General features: G+C 71.8%; 10 protein-coding genes. 6 read left to right on the top strand and 4 right to left on the bottom strand.

Annotation, left to right across the window (positions count from 1 at the left end; all coding sequences use genetic code 11):
* The 3 genes from H305_RS49240 to H305_RS0106345 form a co-directional block, all read left to right on the top strand.
* Positions 1–2,003, top strand: a 2,003-nt coding sequence (locus tag H305_RS49240; RefSeq protein ID WP_028799680.1) for a condensation domain-containing protein, incomplete at its 5' end; no start/stop codon positions are given.
* A complete protein-coding gene (locus H305_RS49235) occupies positions 2,000–4,969 on the top strand; it encodes an amino acid adenylation domain-containing protein (RefSeq protein ID WP_078628896.1) in 2,970 nt (989 codons plus the stop codon). The genes H305_RS49240 and H305_RS49235, both read left to right, overlap by 4 nt.
* 166 nt (positions 4,970–5,135) lie before the next feature.
* Positions 5,136–6,929: an AfsR/SARP family transcriptional regulator gene (locus tag H305_RS0106345; RefSeq protein ID WP_234020630.1), complete on the top strand. Its 1,794-nt coding sequence runs from the start codon at positions 5,136–5,138 to the stop codon at positions 6,927–6,929.
* 89 nt (positions 6,930–7,018) lie between these two features.
* Here the strand turns inward: H305_RS0106345 and H305_RS53235 are convergent, their stop codons facing one another.
* From H305_RS53235 to H305_RS0106330, 3 genes are all read right to left on the bottom strand, one after another.
* Positions 7,019–7,180: a hypothetical protein gene (locus H305_RS53235; protein WP_158690477.1), complete on the bottom strand. Its 162-nt coding sequence runs from the start codon at positions 7,178–7,180 to the stop codon at positions 7,019–7,021.
* Positions 7,181–7,554: 374 nt separating this feature from the next.
* The gene (locus tag H305_RS44635; RefSeq protein ID WP_063611256.1) at positions 7,555–10,632 is read right to left on the bottom strand and encodes an AfsR/SARP family transcriptional regulator; all 3,078 of its coding nucleotides are present in this window, start codon (positions 10,630–10,632) and stop codon (positions 7,555–7,557) included.
* A gap of 415 nt (positions 10,633–11,047) precedes the next feature.
* Complete coding sequence (locus tag H305_RS0106330) at positions 11,048–11,434, bottom strand: VOC family protein (RefSeq protein ID WP_028799677.1); 387 nt, start codon at positions 11,432–11,434, stop codon at positions 11,048–11,050.
* Positions 11,435–11,504: 70 nt separating this feature from the next.
* On the opposite strand from H305_RS0106330, the gene H305_RS0106325 reads away from it, so the two are divergent.
* The gene (locus tag H305_RS0106325; protein WP_028799676.1) at positions 11,505–12,047 is read left to right on the top strand and encodes a GNAT family N-acetyltransferase; all 543 of its coding nucleotides are present in this window, start codon (positions 11,505–11,507) and stop codon (positions 12,045–12,047) included.
* Between the two features lie 106 nt (positions 12,048–12,153).
* Here the strand turns inward: H305_RS0106325 and H305_RS0106320 are convergent, their stop codons facing one another.
* A complete protein-coding gene (locus H305_RS0106320; RefSeq protein WP_028799675.1) occupies positions 12,154–12,837 on the bottom strand; it encodes a glycerophosphodiester phosphodiesterase in 684 nt (227 codons plus the stop codon).
* A gap of 531 nt (positions 12,838–13,368) precedes the next feature.
* Between H305_RS0106320 and H305_RS0106315 the strand changes: the two genes are divergently transcribed.
* Both H305_RS0106315 and H305_RS0106310 read left to right on the top strand, forming a co-directional pair.
* Positions 13,369–14,385 carry an alpha/beta hydrolase gene (locus tag H305_RS0106315; RefSeq protein ID WP_028799674.1) on the top strand — a complete coding sequence of 339 codons (1,017 nt, stop codon included), beginning with the start codon at positions 13,369–13,371 and terminating at the stop codon, positions 14,383–14,385.
* A gap of 81 nt (positions 14,386–14,466) precedes the next feature.
* Positions 14,467–15,864: a DUF6421 family protein gene (locus H305_RS0106310; RefSeq protein ID WP_028799673.1), complete on the top strand. Its 1,398-nt coding sequence runs from the start codon at positions 14,467–14,469 to the stop codon at positions 15,862–15,864.

The following is a 15,864-nucleotide window of genomic DNA, read 5'->3' as shown; positions in this document are numbered from 1 at the left end:
GGTGGCGGTCGGACGGTGCGGTGGAGTTCCTGGGCCGGATCGACGATCAGGTGAAGGTGCGTGGGTACCGGGTCGAATTGGGTGAGATCCGGGCGGCGTTGACGGCTCATGCGGATGTCTCGGACGCGGCTGTGGTGGTGACCGACGACCAGCGCCTGATCGCGTACGTCGTCGGCCGCGTCGACGACCTTGCGGGTGCCCTCGGTTCCGTGTTGCCGGAGTACATGATCCCCTCGGTGTTCGTCGAGATCGACGCGATTCCGTTGACGGCGAACGGCAAGCTGGACCGGCGCGCGCTGCCGGACCCGGAGGCCGTCGCCACCGACACCTACGTGGCTCCCCGCAGCGCGGTGGAGGAGGGGATCTCGGCGGTCTGGGGTCAGGTCCTGGGCCTGGACAAGGTCGGAGTCGAGGACAACTTCTTCGACCTCGGCGGTCACTCCATCAAGGCGATCGCGCTGGTCGGTGCCCTGCGGGCCGAAGGGTTCGAGGCAGCCGTCAGTGACGTGTTCCGTCACCGGACCGTCGCCGGACTCGCCACCGCGCTCGGCGACGACAGCGGAGCCGGCGCGGGCGGGGCGCACCGGACCGACCGCACGGCACCGGTGGCCGTGGCCCCGTTCGCGCTGGTCTCCGAGAGCGTCAGGGAATCCCTTCCCGACGGCGTCGTAGACGCGTACCCGCTCTCGCAGGTGCAGCTCGGCATGGTCCTGGAGATGCTGGCCGACGACGGCCTGAACAAGTACCACAACACCTCGACGTTCCGGATCAAGGACGGGCGGCCCTTCGACGAGGGCGCCCTGGCCCGTGCGGCACAGGCCGTCGTCGAGCGGCACGAGATGCTGCGCACCTCCATCGAGCTGGCGGACTTCGAGGTCCCGCTGCAACTGGTCCACGCGACCGCCGATGCGCCCGTTTCGGTGCGGGACCTGCGCGGCGGCTCCGCCGAGGAGTTCGAGGAGGCGCGGCGGGACCACATCGTGCGGGAGCGCGGCGACCTGTTCGACCTCGGGCGCGCACCACTGCTGCGGATCTCCGCACTCGTCGAGTCGGACGAGGCCTGGCACCTCGGGTTCACGCACTGCCATGCGATCACGGAAGGCTGGAGCCAGCAGTCACTCCTGATGGAAGTGCTCGGCCTCTACCACGCGTTCGCGGCGGGGGAGGAACCCACCACTCCCGAGCCCGTGCCGGTCCGCTACGCGGACTTCATCGCGGCCGAACTCGCCTCGCTGGACTCCGAGGGCGACCGCGCGTACTGGCGGGGCATCGTGCACGAGCACGCTCCGTGGAGCCTGCCCGCGGACTGGGGCACCGGGCCCGGGACACCCCGGGAGGACTTCAAGCTGTCGGTGGAGTTCCGCGACCTCGAGCCAGAGTTGCGGGCCCTCGCGGCGGAGACCGGCACGTCCTTCAAGGCGGTGCTGCTGGCCGCGCATCTGAAGGTGCTGAGCACGCTCACGCACGAAGAGGCCTTCCACACAGGTGTCCTGTACAGCGCGCGCCCCGAAGTTCCCGGCGTCGAGCGGGTGTACGGCATGTACTTGAACACGCTGCCGTTCGCCCACCGGCGGGGAGCCCGCACGTGGGGCGAACTCGTCCGCCAGGTCTTCGACCGCGAGGCCGAGGTGTACGGGCACCGGCGGCATCCCCTGCCCGCCGTGCAGCGGCTCGCCGGCGGACGCCGGCTGTTCGACGTCATGTTCCGCTACCAGGACTTCCACCAGGTGGACACCGGAACGGTCGACGTGCGGGCAGGGGCCGGAGACAGCTCGAACGAGTTCACGCTGTCCCTCGCCAACGTGCCGGGGCGGCTCGTGCTGCGCGCGATCAGCACCGGCCTGAACCGGGCCAACGCCGAGCGCCTCGCGGGAATGTACCGGGCCGTGCTCGAAGCCATGGCCGCGGGCCCGGACGGCGACGCGCAGGCGGCGGCCGTCCCGGAGGCGGAGCGCGTACAGATCCTCCAGGACTGGAACGACACCGAGGTGGAGTGGGAATGAGCAATCCGCGACAAGGTCCGCGCCGCGTGCACGAGGTGTTCGCAAGCGCCGCCGCCGCCCGCCCCGACGCCGTCGCCGTCGAGGCACGGGACGGATCACTGACGTACGGAGAACTCGACCGGCAGGCCAACCGTGTCGCGCACCGGCTGCGCGCGGCGGGCGTCGGCACCGACGCGGTGGTCGGTGTGCTGCTGCGCCGTCGCCGGGGACTGCTGCCCGTGCTGCTCGGCATCTGGAAGGCGGGCGGTTCCCACCTCCCGTTGGATCCGGCACTGCCCCGCGAACGGCTCACCTACATGCTGCGAGCGGCCGGCGCCCGCCTGGTGGTCACGGAGACGGACCTGGCGGACCGGATCGGCGACGCCCTCACCGGCGTATCCCGGCCGGGCAGGGCGGCCGACGGACCCGAGGCCGGCGCCCCGGCCGCCGACGGCGGGGCGTACGAGGGCGTGCTCCTCGACCTCGAGGCGCCGGGGGAGCGGGAGGAGATCGGCAGGCAGCCGGGCACCGCTCCCGACCTCGGCGCGCCGGACGCCCTGCAACTCGGCCTGGCCTACACGCTGTTCACGTCCGGCTCCACCGGGCGCCCCAAGGGTGTGCAGATCGCGCACCGTTCGCTGCTGAATCTGCTGTTCTCGATGCGCGAGCGGTTCGAGGCCGGGCCCGCGCACACCTGGCTCGCCGCCACCTCGCTCTCGTTCGACATCTCGGCGGCCGAGCTGTACCTGCCGCTCGTCACCGGCGGCCGGATCGTGCTGGCCGGCGACGAGGAGACCGGTGACTCCGGGGCGCTGCTGGAACTGATCGACGGCCGGAGCGTCACCCACGTCCAGGCCACCCCCGCGGGGTGGAAGCTGCTGCGTGCGGCGGGCTTCGCGCACCGGCCGGTCACCGCGATCACGACCGGCGAGGCCTGCCCGCCGCCCCTCGCCCGGGAGTTGTACGGGCACGTGGACCGTCTCGTCGACCTGTACGGGCCGACCGAGACGACCATCTGGGCCACCGGCTGGGAGGTCGAAGGCGGCGCGGACACCGTGCCGATCGGGCGTCCGATCCACAACATGCGGGCCTACGTGCTCGACGCGGCCCTGCAACCCGTACCCGTCGGGGTGGTGGGCGGGCTGTACCTGGGCGGTGCCGGTGTGGCGCGCGGCTATGTGGGGCGGCCCGCGCTCACCGCCGAGCGGTTCCTGCCCGAACCGTTCGGCGGCCCACCCGGCTCGCGCATGTACCGGACGGGGGACCTCGCCCGCCACCGTGCGGACGGCCAGCTCGAATACCTGGGCCGCGAGGACCACCAGGTGAAGATCCGGGGCTATCGCATCGAACTCGGTGAGATCGAGGAGCGGTTGCGGCGCCGCGAAGGTGTCCGGGACGCGGTCGTCGTGGTCCGTGAGGACTCCGGGGGCGAGAAGTGGCTGGCCGCGTACGTCGCCGTGGACCCCGCCTCGGGCCCGGACCAGGAGGCGTTGCGGGGCGGCCTCGCGGCGGAACTCCCCGCGTACATGGTGCCTACAGCCTTCGTCCTCCTCGACGAACTCCCGCTCAGCGCCGCCGGGAAGATCGACCGCAAGGCACTCCCGGCTCCCGGCCGGTCGGCGCTCGTCGCCGACCGCGCGTACGTGGCCCCGCGCACGCCCGTCGAGCGTCTCCTGGCGGACGTCTGCACCGAGGTGCTGGGCGTGCCCGACGTCGGCGTCCGGGACCGGCTGGCGGATCTCGGCGCCGACTCCATGCGGATCGTCCATGTCCTCGCCGCCGCCCGCCGGGCGGGCCTCGCCCTGAGCCTGCGCATGCTCCTGGACAACGGGACGATCGAGGACCTCGCGACCGTGCTCGAGGCCGGAGCGTCCGACGGCGCGTCGTCGGCCACGGCGGACGGAGCGCCGGAAGGCATCGCCCGGACGACGACCGCGCGTACGTCCACCAAGACGCCGCCCACCACGAGGAAGACGACCATGATGACGACAGCCGAGACCCGTGCCCTGTCCGCGGGCGAGGTCGAGCGGGTCATGGCGGAGCACCGCGTCCCGGGCGCGGCCGTCGCGGTCCTGCGGGACGGCGAGGCCGTGGCCGTCGGCGCCCACGGTGTGCGCTCGACGGAGACCGGCGCTCCTGTGACCCTGCGTACCCGCTTCCAGGCGGGCTCCATCAGCAAGCACGTCACCGCGTACGCCGTCCTGCGGCTCGTCGACCGCGGTGTCCTCGACCTCGACGCGGACCTGGACAGCGTGCTCATCGGCCGGACGCTGCCCCGGTCGGCCGGCGGCCGGCCCGTCACGCTGCGCCACTGCCTGTCCAACACCTCGGGTCTCGCCGGGACCAGCCCCACCTGGTGGCGTCCCGACGAGGCGATGCCGAGCCTCGGCGGGATCCTGGACGAGGTCCGTGCGGAGCACGAACCGGGCGCGCAGTTCCGCAAGGACGGCGCCCAGTGGGCCGTCGTGGAACAGGTCCTGGCCGATGTCATGGGCCGGGACTTCGACAAGGCAGTCCAGGAGCTGGTGTTCGAACCGCTGGGCATGCGGGACAGCGCCTTCGGGGTGCCCGGGACCCCGGACGCCGCGGCCGGACACGACCAGCACGGACGCGAACTGTCCGGCGGCCACCGGGTACGCCCGGTGCGGGCCGGCAGCGGCCTGTGGTCCACCGCCGCCGACCTGGCGGCCTTAACGGGGGCGTTGCGCCGCGCGCACCAGGGCCTGTCCGACCTGTTGTCCACACGGCTGGCCGGCGCGATGCTCACAGAGGCGTTCCCCGGCAGCTTCTACGGGTTGGGCACCGTCGTCGACGCGTCGCCGGGGGAACCCGAGTTCGGGCACGGTGGACAGACCGCCGGTTTCCGCGCGCTCACCTCGGTGCGGCTGCGGTCCGGCACGGGCTGCGTGGTGATGACGAACTCCGACAACGGCAAGGAGGTCCACCGGGCCGTCGCCGCCGCCCTCGGAAGGATCATCTCCGCCTAGCGCAAGGTACCGGCAAGCCAAAGAGGCCGACGGATAACGCAGGAATAACGGTCCTCCATAGTTTCTCCACCGAGCCAAGTTCCGCACATGTCAGAACGGGGGGTGCCGAATGGACTTCCAAGTCCTCGGCCCGGTGGAAGCCCGCAAGGGTGGCGTCAGAATCGCATTGTCCGGATCCAAGGTGCACACGGTCCTCGCGAGCCTGCTGCTCGCACGGGGGCGGGTCGTGTCCGACGAGCGCCTGAGCTCCATGCTGTGGGGGTGGGAGCCGCCCGCCACGGCCGGAGCGCAGATCTACACCTACATGTCGCGCCTGCGCAAACTGCTCGGCGACGACGTCGAGATCGACCGGCGCCCGCCGGGCTATGTCCTGCGGGCGCCGCACAGCACGTTCGACCTCCTGGAGTTCGAGCAGCTGGACCGGGAGGGCCGAGCGGCCCTGGGCCGAAAGCGTCACAGGGACGCCAGCACCCTGCTGAGCCGGGCACTCGGACTGTGGCGGGGGGCCGCACTCGGCAACGTGACCGAGTACCTGGCGGGCGCGGAGCTGGCCCGCCTCGAAGAGCAGCGGCTGCATGCCCTGGAGAGCCGCGTGGAAGCGGACCTGGAGCTCGGCAGGCACGAGCAGCTCACCTCCGAACTCACGGGTCTGGTGGCGGAGTTCCCGCTGCGCGAGAAACTCCGTGCGCAGCTCATGACGGCCTTCTTCCGCTGCGGCCAGCAGGCCGACGCGCTGCACACCTATCACGAGGGCCGCAAGGTGCTCGACGAGCAGCTGGGAATCGAGCCGGGTGAGGCGCTCGGCGCCACCTACCAGGCCGTCCTGGTCGGCAGCCTCGGCGCCAGGAGCGCCGGCTCGACCCGGACCGCCGTCACCGTCTCCTACGGGGACGAGGAGCCGTGCGGCCCTTACGAGCCGCGTCCGGACACCCTGCCGCCGGACATCGAGGATTTCATCGGGCGGGGGGAGGAACTGGGCACGTTGTGCGCGCAGTTGGCCGAATCGCGCAAAGGCGGCGGGCCGCGCGCCCTGCTGGTGACCGGCATGGCCGGTGTCGGCAAGACGGCGCTCGCCGTGCGGGCCGCGCACCGCAGCGCCGAGCACTTCCCGGACGGACAGCTCTTCGCCGAGCTCGCCCACCCGGACGGCCGTCCCAAGAAGCTGGCCGAGGTCCTCACGGTCCTGCTGCGAGCCCTGGGCGCGGCGGCCGACGGTCCGGGCCGGGGCGCCGACCTGGACGAGCTGATCCGCCGCTACCGCACCCGGACGGCGCGCAGACGGCTCCTCGTCGTCCTCGACGGCGCCGTCGACAGCCGGGAGCTCGACCTCCTGCTGCCGGGGTCGGCCGAGGCGGCGGTCCTCATCACCGGCCGGGCGAGGCTGACCCGGGTGGCCCAGGCACGGACCACCGTCCTCACCCCCTTCGGCAGGGACACCTCGTACGAGCTGCTGGCGGCCGGAGTGGGACGGCGGCGGCTGCTCGCCGAGCCGGACGCCACGTACCAGGTGCTCGCGCACTGCGGAGGGCTGCCGCTCGCGGTGCGTATCGCGGGCAGCAGGCTGGCCGCCCGGCCGCACTGGCCGGTCTCCTGGCTCGCCGCCCGCCTCGCCGACCCCGACCAGCGACTGCGGGAACTTTCCTACGGGGGACTGGACCTGCGGCGCGTGCTGGTGCCGTCGGTGCGGCAGCTGCCGAGTCCGGCGGGGCGGACACTCGTGCGCCTGGCGGGGATCGGCACGGAGCCCTTCCCCGCCGAGCGCGCTGCCCGGCACCTCGCCGAGCCCGAGTCGGCGGCGGAGGAGAGCCTGGAGCACCTGGTGGACGCGGCGCTGCTCGACATCTGCGGCGTCGACCGCCTGGGCCGTCCGCTGTACCGCTTCCACGAGCTGGTACTGCTCTTCGCACGGCACCTCGCGACTGCACATCGCGAACGGGAAAGGTCGGTCGCGGCCCGCTGACGAAGCGGGTGACGCGGTCCCCGGGCCCGGCTCGGACCGGTCCGGCCCCGCGGCGGCGGGGCCGGACCGGTCGCTCTGCGCCGGAGCGTTCAGTGCCAGTCCTCCTCGTCGGGGCCGACGACCGCCGTGCCGGCCGATCCCGCGCTGGTGGAGACGGCGGCCGCCAGGGAACCCGCCGCGCCGAGTGCGCAGAGCGCGATGATCCAGGCCACCAGGATGTGACCGGCCGTCGTGCTCCGGATGTTCTGCATTGCGACTCCCATGTCTGCGCCGTAGCGGGTGCGTGAGGGGCGACGCGCGGCGCCGCCTCCTTCGTTCGCATTCGAAACTAGGGACCTGTGGCTTCGGACCACTATCGATCCGCCTTCGCCCCGCACACAACGAGGATCGGCGGCGTACCGCGGGACCGGCGGCCTACCGCCGGCGACGATGACGTCCCCCGGCCCCGGTGGCGTCCCCCTCGCCCTCGCGTCGTACCACCGTGGTCGTCGCCCGCTCCCTCCCGGCGCACTGAGCCATCCGCCGGAGCGTCGTGGCGACACCCGTTCCGCCGGCCGCGACACCCTCCCGGAGCGGTTCCGGTCGTCAGGGCATCGCGTCGCGACCCGCGACCCGCGCCGCCGGCTCAGCGGCGACGCAGCGACGTCGCCGCCGCGGCCCGTGCCGTGCTCCCGCGGTCGTGCGCGCCATCGGCATGGGACGGCTGTGCCGTGTCCAGCGCAGGTGCCCGCTCCGTGCTCAGCGCTTCGAGGGCCTGGTCGACCCGGTCCAGCCACGGCTTCACATCGATGCGCGCGAAGCACTCGCGGGCCTCCGCGAGATGGCGCAGCGCACGGGTGCGGTGACCGGACTTCGCGCAGGTCTCGCCCAGCGCCAGCTTGATCTTCCCCTCCACCAGGGGATTGCTGACCTGGGACGCGGCCTCCAGCGCCTGCGTCAGCGTCATCCGGGCCTGCTCCCAGCGTCCCGCCCCGAGGCGCGCCTCGCCCAGCGCCAGCAGCCCGTGCGCGAGCCCCAGCGTGTCGGAGTTGTCCTGCACGATCCGCACCATGCGCAGCAGGGCCTCCTCGGCCCGGACGAAACGCCTCTGGGCCAGCAGGACCCGGCCGAGCCGGTGCGTGGCCAGCGCCACGCTGCGCGAGCCGCCCTCCCCGATGGCCTCGGCGACCCGCACGGACTCCCGGCCCAGCTCGGCCGCCTCGTCCACATGGCCGCGATCGAGCTCGATCTGCGCCATGTTGTTGAGCACATGGGCCTCGGAGGAGAGGTCGCCCACCTCCCGGAAGACCTCCAGGGCCTCCGTGCTGCGCCGCATCGCGCGCGTCAGTTCGCCGCGCATCTCGTCGATCATCGCCATGCTGCGCAGCACGAGTGCGCGTCCGTGCCGCTCCCCGGCCCGCGCATGCAGGGACAGTGCGGCGGCGAAGCAGTCGTCGGCCTCCGGGAACCGCCGCAGGCGCATCTCCAGCGCGCCCAGGATGTGCAGCATCGCGCCCTGCCCCCGGACGTTCCCGGCGGCCCGTGTCGCGCCGAGGGCACGTTCCGCGCAGGCCCGCCAGTCGTCGGTGTGGTCACGGGTCTCGAACAGCACCACCGTCGACATGGTGAGGTCCCACGCCAGTTCGTCCATCCCGTGCTCCGCCGCCTGCTCCACCACGGCGGACAGGGCCAGCCGTTCCGCCTCCAGCCATTTCAGCGGCCGGGCCGCGAGATCACGGGCGAGGTCGGCCGGCAGCGGACGGCGCGCGGCGGTGCCGTGGATGATGCTGAAGTCACCCCCGTAGAAGCGGCGGTGGGCGAGCTCCGCCAGGGAGAGCGCGCTGCCGAAGGCCCGTTCGCGGCAGGCCCGCAGCTCCTCGTCGGGCTCCTCCCGGTGGGCGCGCTCATGGGCGTACAGGCGCAGCAGGTTCTGGAACCGGTAGCGGGGGCCTCCGGTGGCGTCCGCCGCGGTCACGTCCAGGAACTGCGCGTCGACGAGCTGTTCCAGGAGCCGTTCCGCGGTCGCGGGATCCGTGTCGAGCACCGCGGCGCCGAGCCAGGGAGCGAAGTCCGGCACCTCCAGCAGTCCGAGGAGCCGGTAGAGCCGTGCCGCCTCGTCGCTCAGGTACCGGTAGCTCACCGCGAAGCCCGCTCTGACCTGTGACTCGCCCTCGCTCAACTCGTCGAGGCGGCGGCGCTCGTCGCTGAGCAGCGCCACCAGACGCGCCACCGTCCAGTGCGGTTTGGCGGCGAGTCGAGCCCCGGCGATCCGCAGGGCCAGCGGCAGCCGGTCGCACAGCTCGGCGACCCGGGCTACGGAGGCGGGGTCGTCGGCGACGCGCCGCTCCCCGACGATGCGGCCCAGCAGTTCCACGGCCTCGGGCCCGGTGAGCCGGCCCAGCTGCACCCGGCACTGCGGCGGCCAGGCGACCAGCTCGGCGAGCTGTTCCCGGCTGGTGATCAGCACACAGCAGCCCGGACTGCTCGGCAGCAGCGGCACGATGTGGGGGTAGGAATGGACGTTGTCGAGCACCACGAGCACCCGCCGCTCGGCGAGGATGCTGCGGTAGAGCGAGGCCCGCTCCTCCAGCCCCACCGGGATGCGGTCGCCGGGGACGCCGAGCGACCGCAGGAACCGGCCGAGGATCTCACCGGCCGGGGTGGGCTCGTGGTGCTCGTCGTAACCGCGCAGGTCGGCGAAGAGGTGGCCGTCGGGGAAGTGCTCGGAGACGCTGTGCGCCCAGTGCACGGCGAGGCAGGTCTTGCCGAGCCCGCCGACCCCGGTGACGAGGCCCGCCGTCGGGCCGCGAACCTCCTCGGTACGCTCCAGCAGGGCGTCCAGCAGAGCCATTTCCCGCACCCGTCCGGTGAACCCCGGTACGTCCGGGGGTAGTTCGAAGGGCTTGCCCACAGGATCGCGGGGTTCTTCGGGCTCCGTCGCGGCGGGCTCCCGCTCACCGGCGGCCGGCTGCACCTCGTCGTGCAGGATCGCGTCGTGCAGCTCGCGCAGCGCCGGGCCCAGCTCCAGGCCGAGCTCGTTGATGAACAGCCGGCGCCCCAGCCGGAACGTCTCCATCGCCTCGGCGCGGCGGCCGGAACGGTACTGCGCGGTGATCAGATGGTGCCGGGTGCGCTCGCGCATGGGGTGCGCGCGCACCGTGGCGGCCAGTTCCGGGATGATTCTCTGGTGGTTACCGAGCTCCAGTTCGACTCCGATGGCGTCGTCGTAGGTGTTGAGCCGTAACTCCTCCAGGCGGCGCGCCTCGTCCTCCACGGCGGCGCCGGTCACGCCCGCCAATGCGGGGCCGTGCCACAGGCGAAGTGCCTCGGCGTAGTGCTCGGCGGCGTCGGGCAGTCGATTCTCCCGGGCGGCGTGCTCCGCGCCGGAGACCAGCGCGGAGAATTCGAGGCTGTCGAGTTGATGCTCGCTCACCCGCAGGAGATATCCAGGGTGAGCCGTGACGATGACTTCCTCGGAGAATCCAGCTTTCCTGAATGATTTGCGCAAGGCGGCAATGCAAATCGATACCTGGGTGCGTGCCGTGGCGGGTGGTTGGTCGCCCCAGACCGCGTCCACCAGCCTGTCGACCGATACGGTCCTCTCCGGATTGAGCAACAACAGCGCCAGAATGGTCCGGTGGCGCGGCCCGCCCACCTTCACCTGTCCGTCGTCCGCGAGCACGCTCAGCGGACCGAGAATCTTGAAGCGCAACCGCTTCTCCACTTGCCCTCCCCTGCTCCGAAGTCCCTGCCGGAGCTCGCGGGTGCCCCGTGACGGGCCATGGTTGATCCATTCTATGCATCAGCCGATGTGGAATTGTTAATTCCAGCGGAAGGGCTGGATTTGGTTGTTTCTGAATACGTGTCAGTAAGTTTGATGTTGAGTAAAGGGTGTTGTTTTCGGATCAATAATTGCAGCGAAAGTCAATTCCTGAACAACGCTCAGCTTTCCCTGAACGGAGTTCAATTCCCTCGACGCCGCCCGCCGGCCTGTCCAACGCCCCCCTACCGGTCCCGGCGGCCGCCGTCTCGCCCCGCCCTCCGTCGGCTCCGCTCCCTCGCGGCCCCTCGGCGCGGCCCGCCCGAGCCGGCAGGGGACGGGGAGGGCCGGCGTCGGCGCCGTGACCCTCGTGCGACGGTCAGGGCCGGTAACGCAGCGGATGGTCCCCGGGGACCTCCACGACCACGATCTCCGTGCCGTCCGGGTCCGCGATCCACATCTCGATCAGCCCCCAGGGCTCCCGGACCGGCGGGCGCACCACCTCGACCCCGGCCGCGGAGAGCTCGTCGTGCGCCGCGGCGACATCCGCGACCTGGAGCCACAGCTTGAGGGCGGGGGACGGAGGGGTCTCGCAGCGCCCGGAGACCTCCAGGAAGCCGCCGCCGAGGAAGTAGACGGTGCCGCGCTCGGGGCCCGTGCCGAATTCCCGGTAGACCTCCAGGCCCAGCTGTTCGCCGTAGAAAGTGCGGGCGCGCTCCGGGTCGGTGGGGCGCAGGAGGGTTCGGCTGCTCAGTACATGCACCATGCACCAGGAGCGTAGGGGAGGGTTAGGCTCATCGGTGCCTCAGCCGCGCCACCGAACGGAGATACGTTCCATGGACACCGCCGCCTCCACCGCACTCACCTTCCGCGACGCCACCGACGGCGACGTGGACGCCCTGGTCGCGCTGATCGAGTCGGCGTACCGCGGGGAGTCCAGCCGGGGCGGCTGGACCACGGAGGCGGACATCCTCGAAGGTCAGCGGACCGACCCCGAAGGTGTGCTCGCGGTCGTCAAGGCGCCCGACAGCCGGCTGCTGACCGTGGAGCGGGACGGCGCGATCGTCGCCTGCTGCCAGCTCGAACACCGCGGTGACCACGCCTACTTCGGCATGTTCGCGGTCAGCCCCGACCTCCAGGGCGGCGGCCTCGGCAAGGTGATCATCGCCGAGGCGGAGCGGACCGCGCGTGAGGCCTGGGGGATCACCGAGATGCACATGACCGTGATCTCGGTGCGCGAGGACCTCATCGCCTGGTACGAGCGGCGCGGCTACCGCCGTACGGGGAGGATGACGCCCTTCCCGTACGGCGACGAGCGCTTCGGCATCCCGCAGCGCGACGACCTTCAGTTCGAGCTGCTGGTCAAGCCGCTCGTCTGACCGGGCCGTGCCGCGGCACACGCGGACGGCCGGGCGGCGGCCCTCGGGTCGGAGTCCTCAGGCCCGGCCGTGACGTCGTGGCCGGGCCGTGGGCGCGCGGCGGCCGTCACGCGGTGAAGCGGCCGGTGCGCTTGATCTCGGGGTAGTCGGTGGTCGCGCCGTCCAGTTCCAGCGCGCGCACCAGTCGCAGATGTTCCTGGGTGTTCACCACCCAGCCGATGATCCGCAGGTCGGCCTTGCGGGCGTGCTCGACGACCTCCAGCGTCAGCCTGCGGATGTTCAGGCACACGGCCGCGGCGCCGACGGCCGTGGCCCGCTCCACGACATCGATGCCGTACCGGCTCGCGACGAGGGCGGTACGCACGCCGGGCACGAGCCGGGCGATCTCGGCGATCGCCTCGTCGTGGAACGACGACACCTCGACCCGTCCGACCAGGTCGCGCCGGTGCATGACCTCGGCCAGCGCCCTGGCCGCCGCCACGTCCTTGATCTCGGCCTGCAGCGGGGTGCCGACTGCGTCCAGGACCTCCTCGAAGACGGGGACGCGCTCCCCCCTCCCCGCGTCCAGGGCGCGCAGCTCGTCGAGGGTCATCTCGGCGATCGGCCCCGAGCCGTCGGTCGTACGGTCCACTTCGGCGTCGTGCATGACGACGAGAGCGCCGTCCTTGCTCAGATGCAGATCGAGTTCGATCAGGTCGAGGCCCGCTTGCTGGGCGGCGACGAAGGAACGGAGAGTGTTCTCGGGTTCGACACCCATCACTCCACGATGACCGATGGTGAGGAAGTTCAAGATTCGACTCGCTTCCGTCGACGGCGGCTCGGCTCGCGCGTGGTGGCGACGGGGCCGGCCACGCGACTCCGCAGCCTAATGGTCCCGTCGCCCCGTGTACCCGTTCGTACACGGGCCAATGAGGGTGGTCGGCAGGGGTACGGCCTCTTTCCACCCGATGGGGGTCACTCGCGGGTGGGCGAGTCCTGCGGTGGTTGACCGGGGACGTCTTGCGGTCCGAAGGTCTGACGACTAGTCATGTTCCCTGCCGACGGAAGCCGTGAGACCGCGTAGTCCATGTCGGCCGTGCCAGCCGTGCCAGCGGCGAAAGCCGTGCAAACCCCATGACAGTCGGCGACCGCCCGCGACCGTCCGTGAACACCGGTGGACATCCGTGAGCGCCTGCCGGTGGGCGGCGGTGCGTACGGCGAGTTCCCCCGACCGACCCGACCTTGACCGCCCGGAGTCCGATCGCCCGGAGTCCGATCGCCCGGAGTCCGATCGCCCGGAGCCTGATCGGCCCGGGCCCGACCGCCCCGAAGAGGAACCGTGATGCCCACCCGACCCGCGCCCGACGTCCTCGTCCTCCTCGACGCCATCAGGCTCCACTTCCCGGACCTCGGGGGTGCCGTCAGGGACGCGGCCGAGGCCCGGCGCCTCCTCGCCGCCGCGCCCGCCTGGCCGTTCGAGCCGCCGGCCGTGGGCTCGGTCGAGGACCGCGCGATACCGGGACCGCAGGGTGCCCCGGACATCCCCGTACGTATCTACCTGCCACCGTCTCGTCGGCCCGCCCCGGCGGCGGACCGGGCCGGGTCGCCGGCGCCCCGCCCCACCGTCGTCTTCCTGCACGGCGGGGGCTGGGTCATCGGGGGCCTGGACTCCCATGATCCCGTCGCACGTGCCCTGTGCCGGGACGCCGACGCGGCCGTGCTGTCGGTCGACTACCGGCTCGCGCCCGAGGCGCGCTTCCCGGCCGCCGTGGACGACGTGTACGCCGCGCTGTGCTGGGCCGCGGGGCACGTCGGCGAACTGGGCGGTGACCCGAGCGCGCTGGTCGTCGCGGGCGACAGCGCGGGCGGGAACCTGGCGGCCGTCGCCGCGCTCGTCGCCCGCGACCGGGGTGGCCCCGCACTGGCGCTCCAGGTGCTCGTCTATCCGGTGACCGACGTCCGGCCGCGCACGGAGCTGCCGGGCCGGGGCGGCCCGGGCTACTTCCTCACGCCGGCCCACGGCCGCTGGTTCGCCGAGCAGTACTTCGGGGCCGACGGCGACCGGGCGCACCCGCACGCCTCGCCCCTGGTGGCCGACCTGCACGGTCTGCCGCCCGCCCACGTCGTCACCGCGGGCTTCGACCTCCTCCACGACGAGGGCCGTGCGTACGCCGCGAAACTTCGGGCATCCGGTGTGCGGGTGACGGAGAGCGTGCACCCGGGCATGTTCCACGGGTTCTTCGGCTTCCCCGAACTCCTCGAGGATGCGCGCACCGCCCAGCGCCGCGTAGCGGAAGTAATCGCCCGCACCATGTCCGGCAGGAAAAAGAACGGTGATGATGGGGGTGGTGCAGGATAATCTCCCGAGTCTCCTCTTGCGAGAAGGAACCTCGCTTACATACGGTGTCCACACGCGAGGTTCTCCCGTGGAGGATGGGACATGACGGAAATTCTTGTGCAGGTGGGTACGGAGGAGCGGGTTCCTCCCGTGGGCAGGGTGGTGGAGCACCCGGCATGGCCCGTGCTCAAGGATGCCGTGGAGGAGATCCGCCCCTGGCAGTCCAAGGACGGCTCCATAGACCTCGACGCCGAGGGCGCCCCCGAGGCGGCCCAGGTGGAGGCGGTGGTGCGCCGTGCCACGGAGGCCATCGAGCAGCTCGCCCCGCTGCTGCCGCACGACGCCGCGTACCACGAGGCGCTCGTGAAGGACCTTCGGCGCTGGGCCGACGGCGGCTTCCAGGTGCCGGACTTCCTCGACTCGCTGCTGGCCTTCCAGCCCGCCGCGAGCCGCGAGGACGGCCTTCAGCACCTCGTCGTCTTCCCGATGTACACGCAGAACGGCAACCCGGACCGCAACTTCGAAGCGGTCGTCCTGCGCATGGTGTGGCCCGACTGGCTGGCCGAACTGGAGCGCACGCGCTACGACAATCCGCTGTTCTGCGGCATCGCTTTCGAGGACTTCACCGCGGGTTACGACACCAATTCGGCCGTTCTCTTCCCCGAGACCATCGCCGTCCGTGAGGCACCGGAGCGCTTCACCTGGGGCGGCATCTTCTGCGACCGCGAAGCCGCTCGCTTCCGCGCCGTCACCGACGCGGCCGTGGACATCCTGGGCCTGGAGCTGCCCGAGGACATCGCGGCCATGGTCCACGACCAGGAGCGCTGCGAGCAGGCCTTCGTGCTGTGGGACATGGTCCACGACCGCACCCACAGCCACGGCGACCTGCCCTTCGACCCGTTCATGATCAAGCAGCGCCAGCCGTTCTGGATGTACGGCCTGGAGGAGCTGCGCTGTGACCTCACCGCCTTCAAGGAGGCCGTGAAGCTGGAGGCCGAGGGCAACGCGCACGGCCGTGACGTGCAGTACGCCGTGCTCTTCGACCGGATGTTCCGCTTCCCGGTCTCCGGCGACCGCGTCCGCAACTACGACGGCCTCGGCGGCCAGCTGCTCTTCGCCTACCTGCACAAGCACGACGTCGTCCGCTGGACCGACAACAAGCTGCACATCGACTGGCAGCGTGCCCCGCAGGTCACCAACCAGCTCTGCGCCGAGATCGAGGACCTGTACCGGGCCGGCATCGACCGCCCGAAGCTCGTCCACTGGTTCAAGGCCTACGACCTGGTCGCCACCTACCTCGCCCCGCACCCCGGCTCGCGCTGGGCCAAGGGCCCCGACGCGCTGGACCTCTCCCAGCCCCCGCGCAAGCTCGTGGACGACGTGCTTGCGGACGAGTTTCCGCTGAGCATGTTCTATGAGGCACTGTCCAAGAAGCTCAAGAACGTGATCGCCGCCACGAAGGGGATTCGCGCGGACGGCGCCGAGCGGGTCGCCGCGTGA

Source organism: Streptomyces sp. 142MFCol3.1 (assembly GCF_000424945.1).
Taxonomy (GTDB): Bacteria; Actinomycetota; Actinomycetes; order Streptomycetales; family Streptomycetaceae; genus Streptomyces; species Streptomyces siamensis.
The sequence above is the reverse complement of the archived record's forward strand: the minus strand, read 5'-3'. Positions and strand labels throughout refer to the sequence as shown.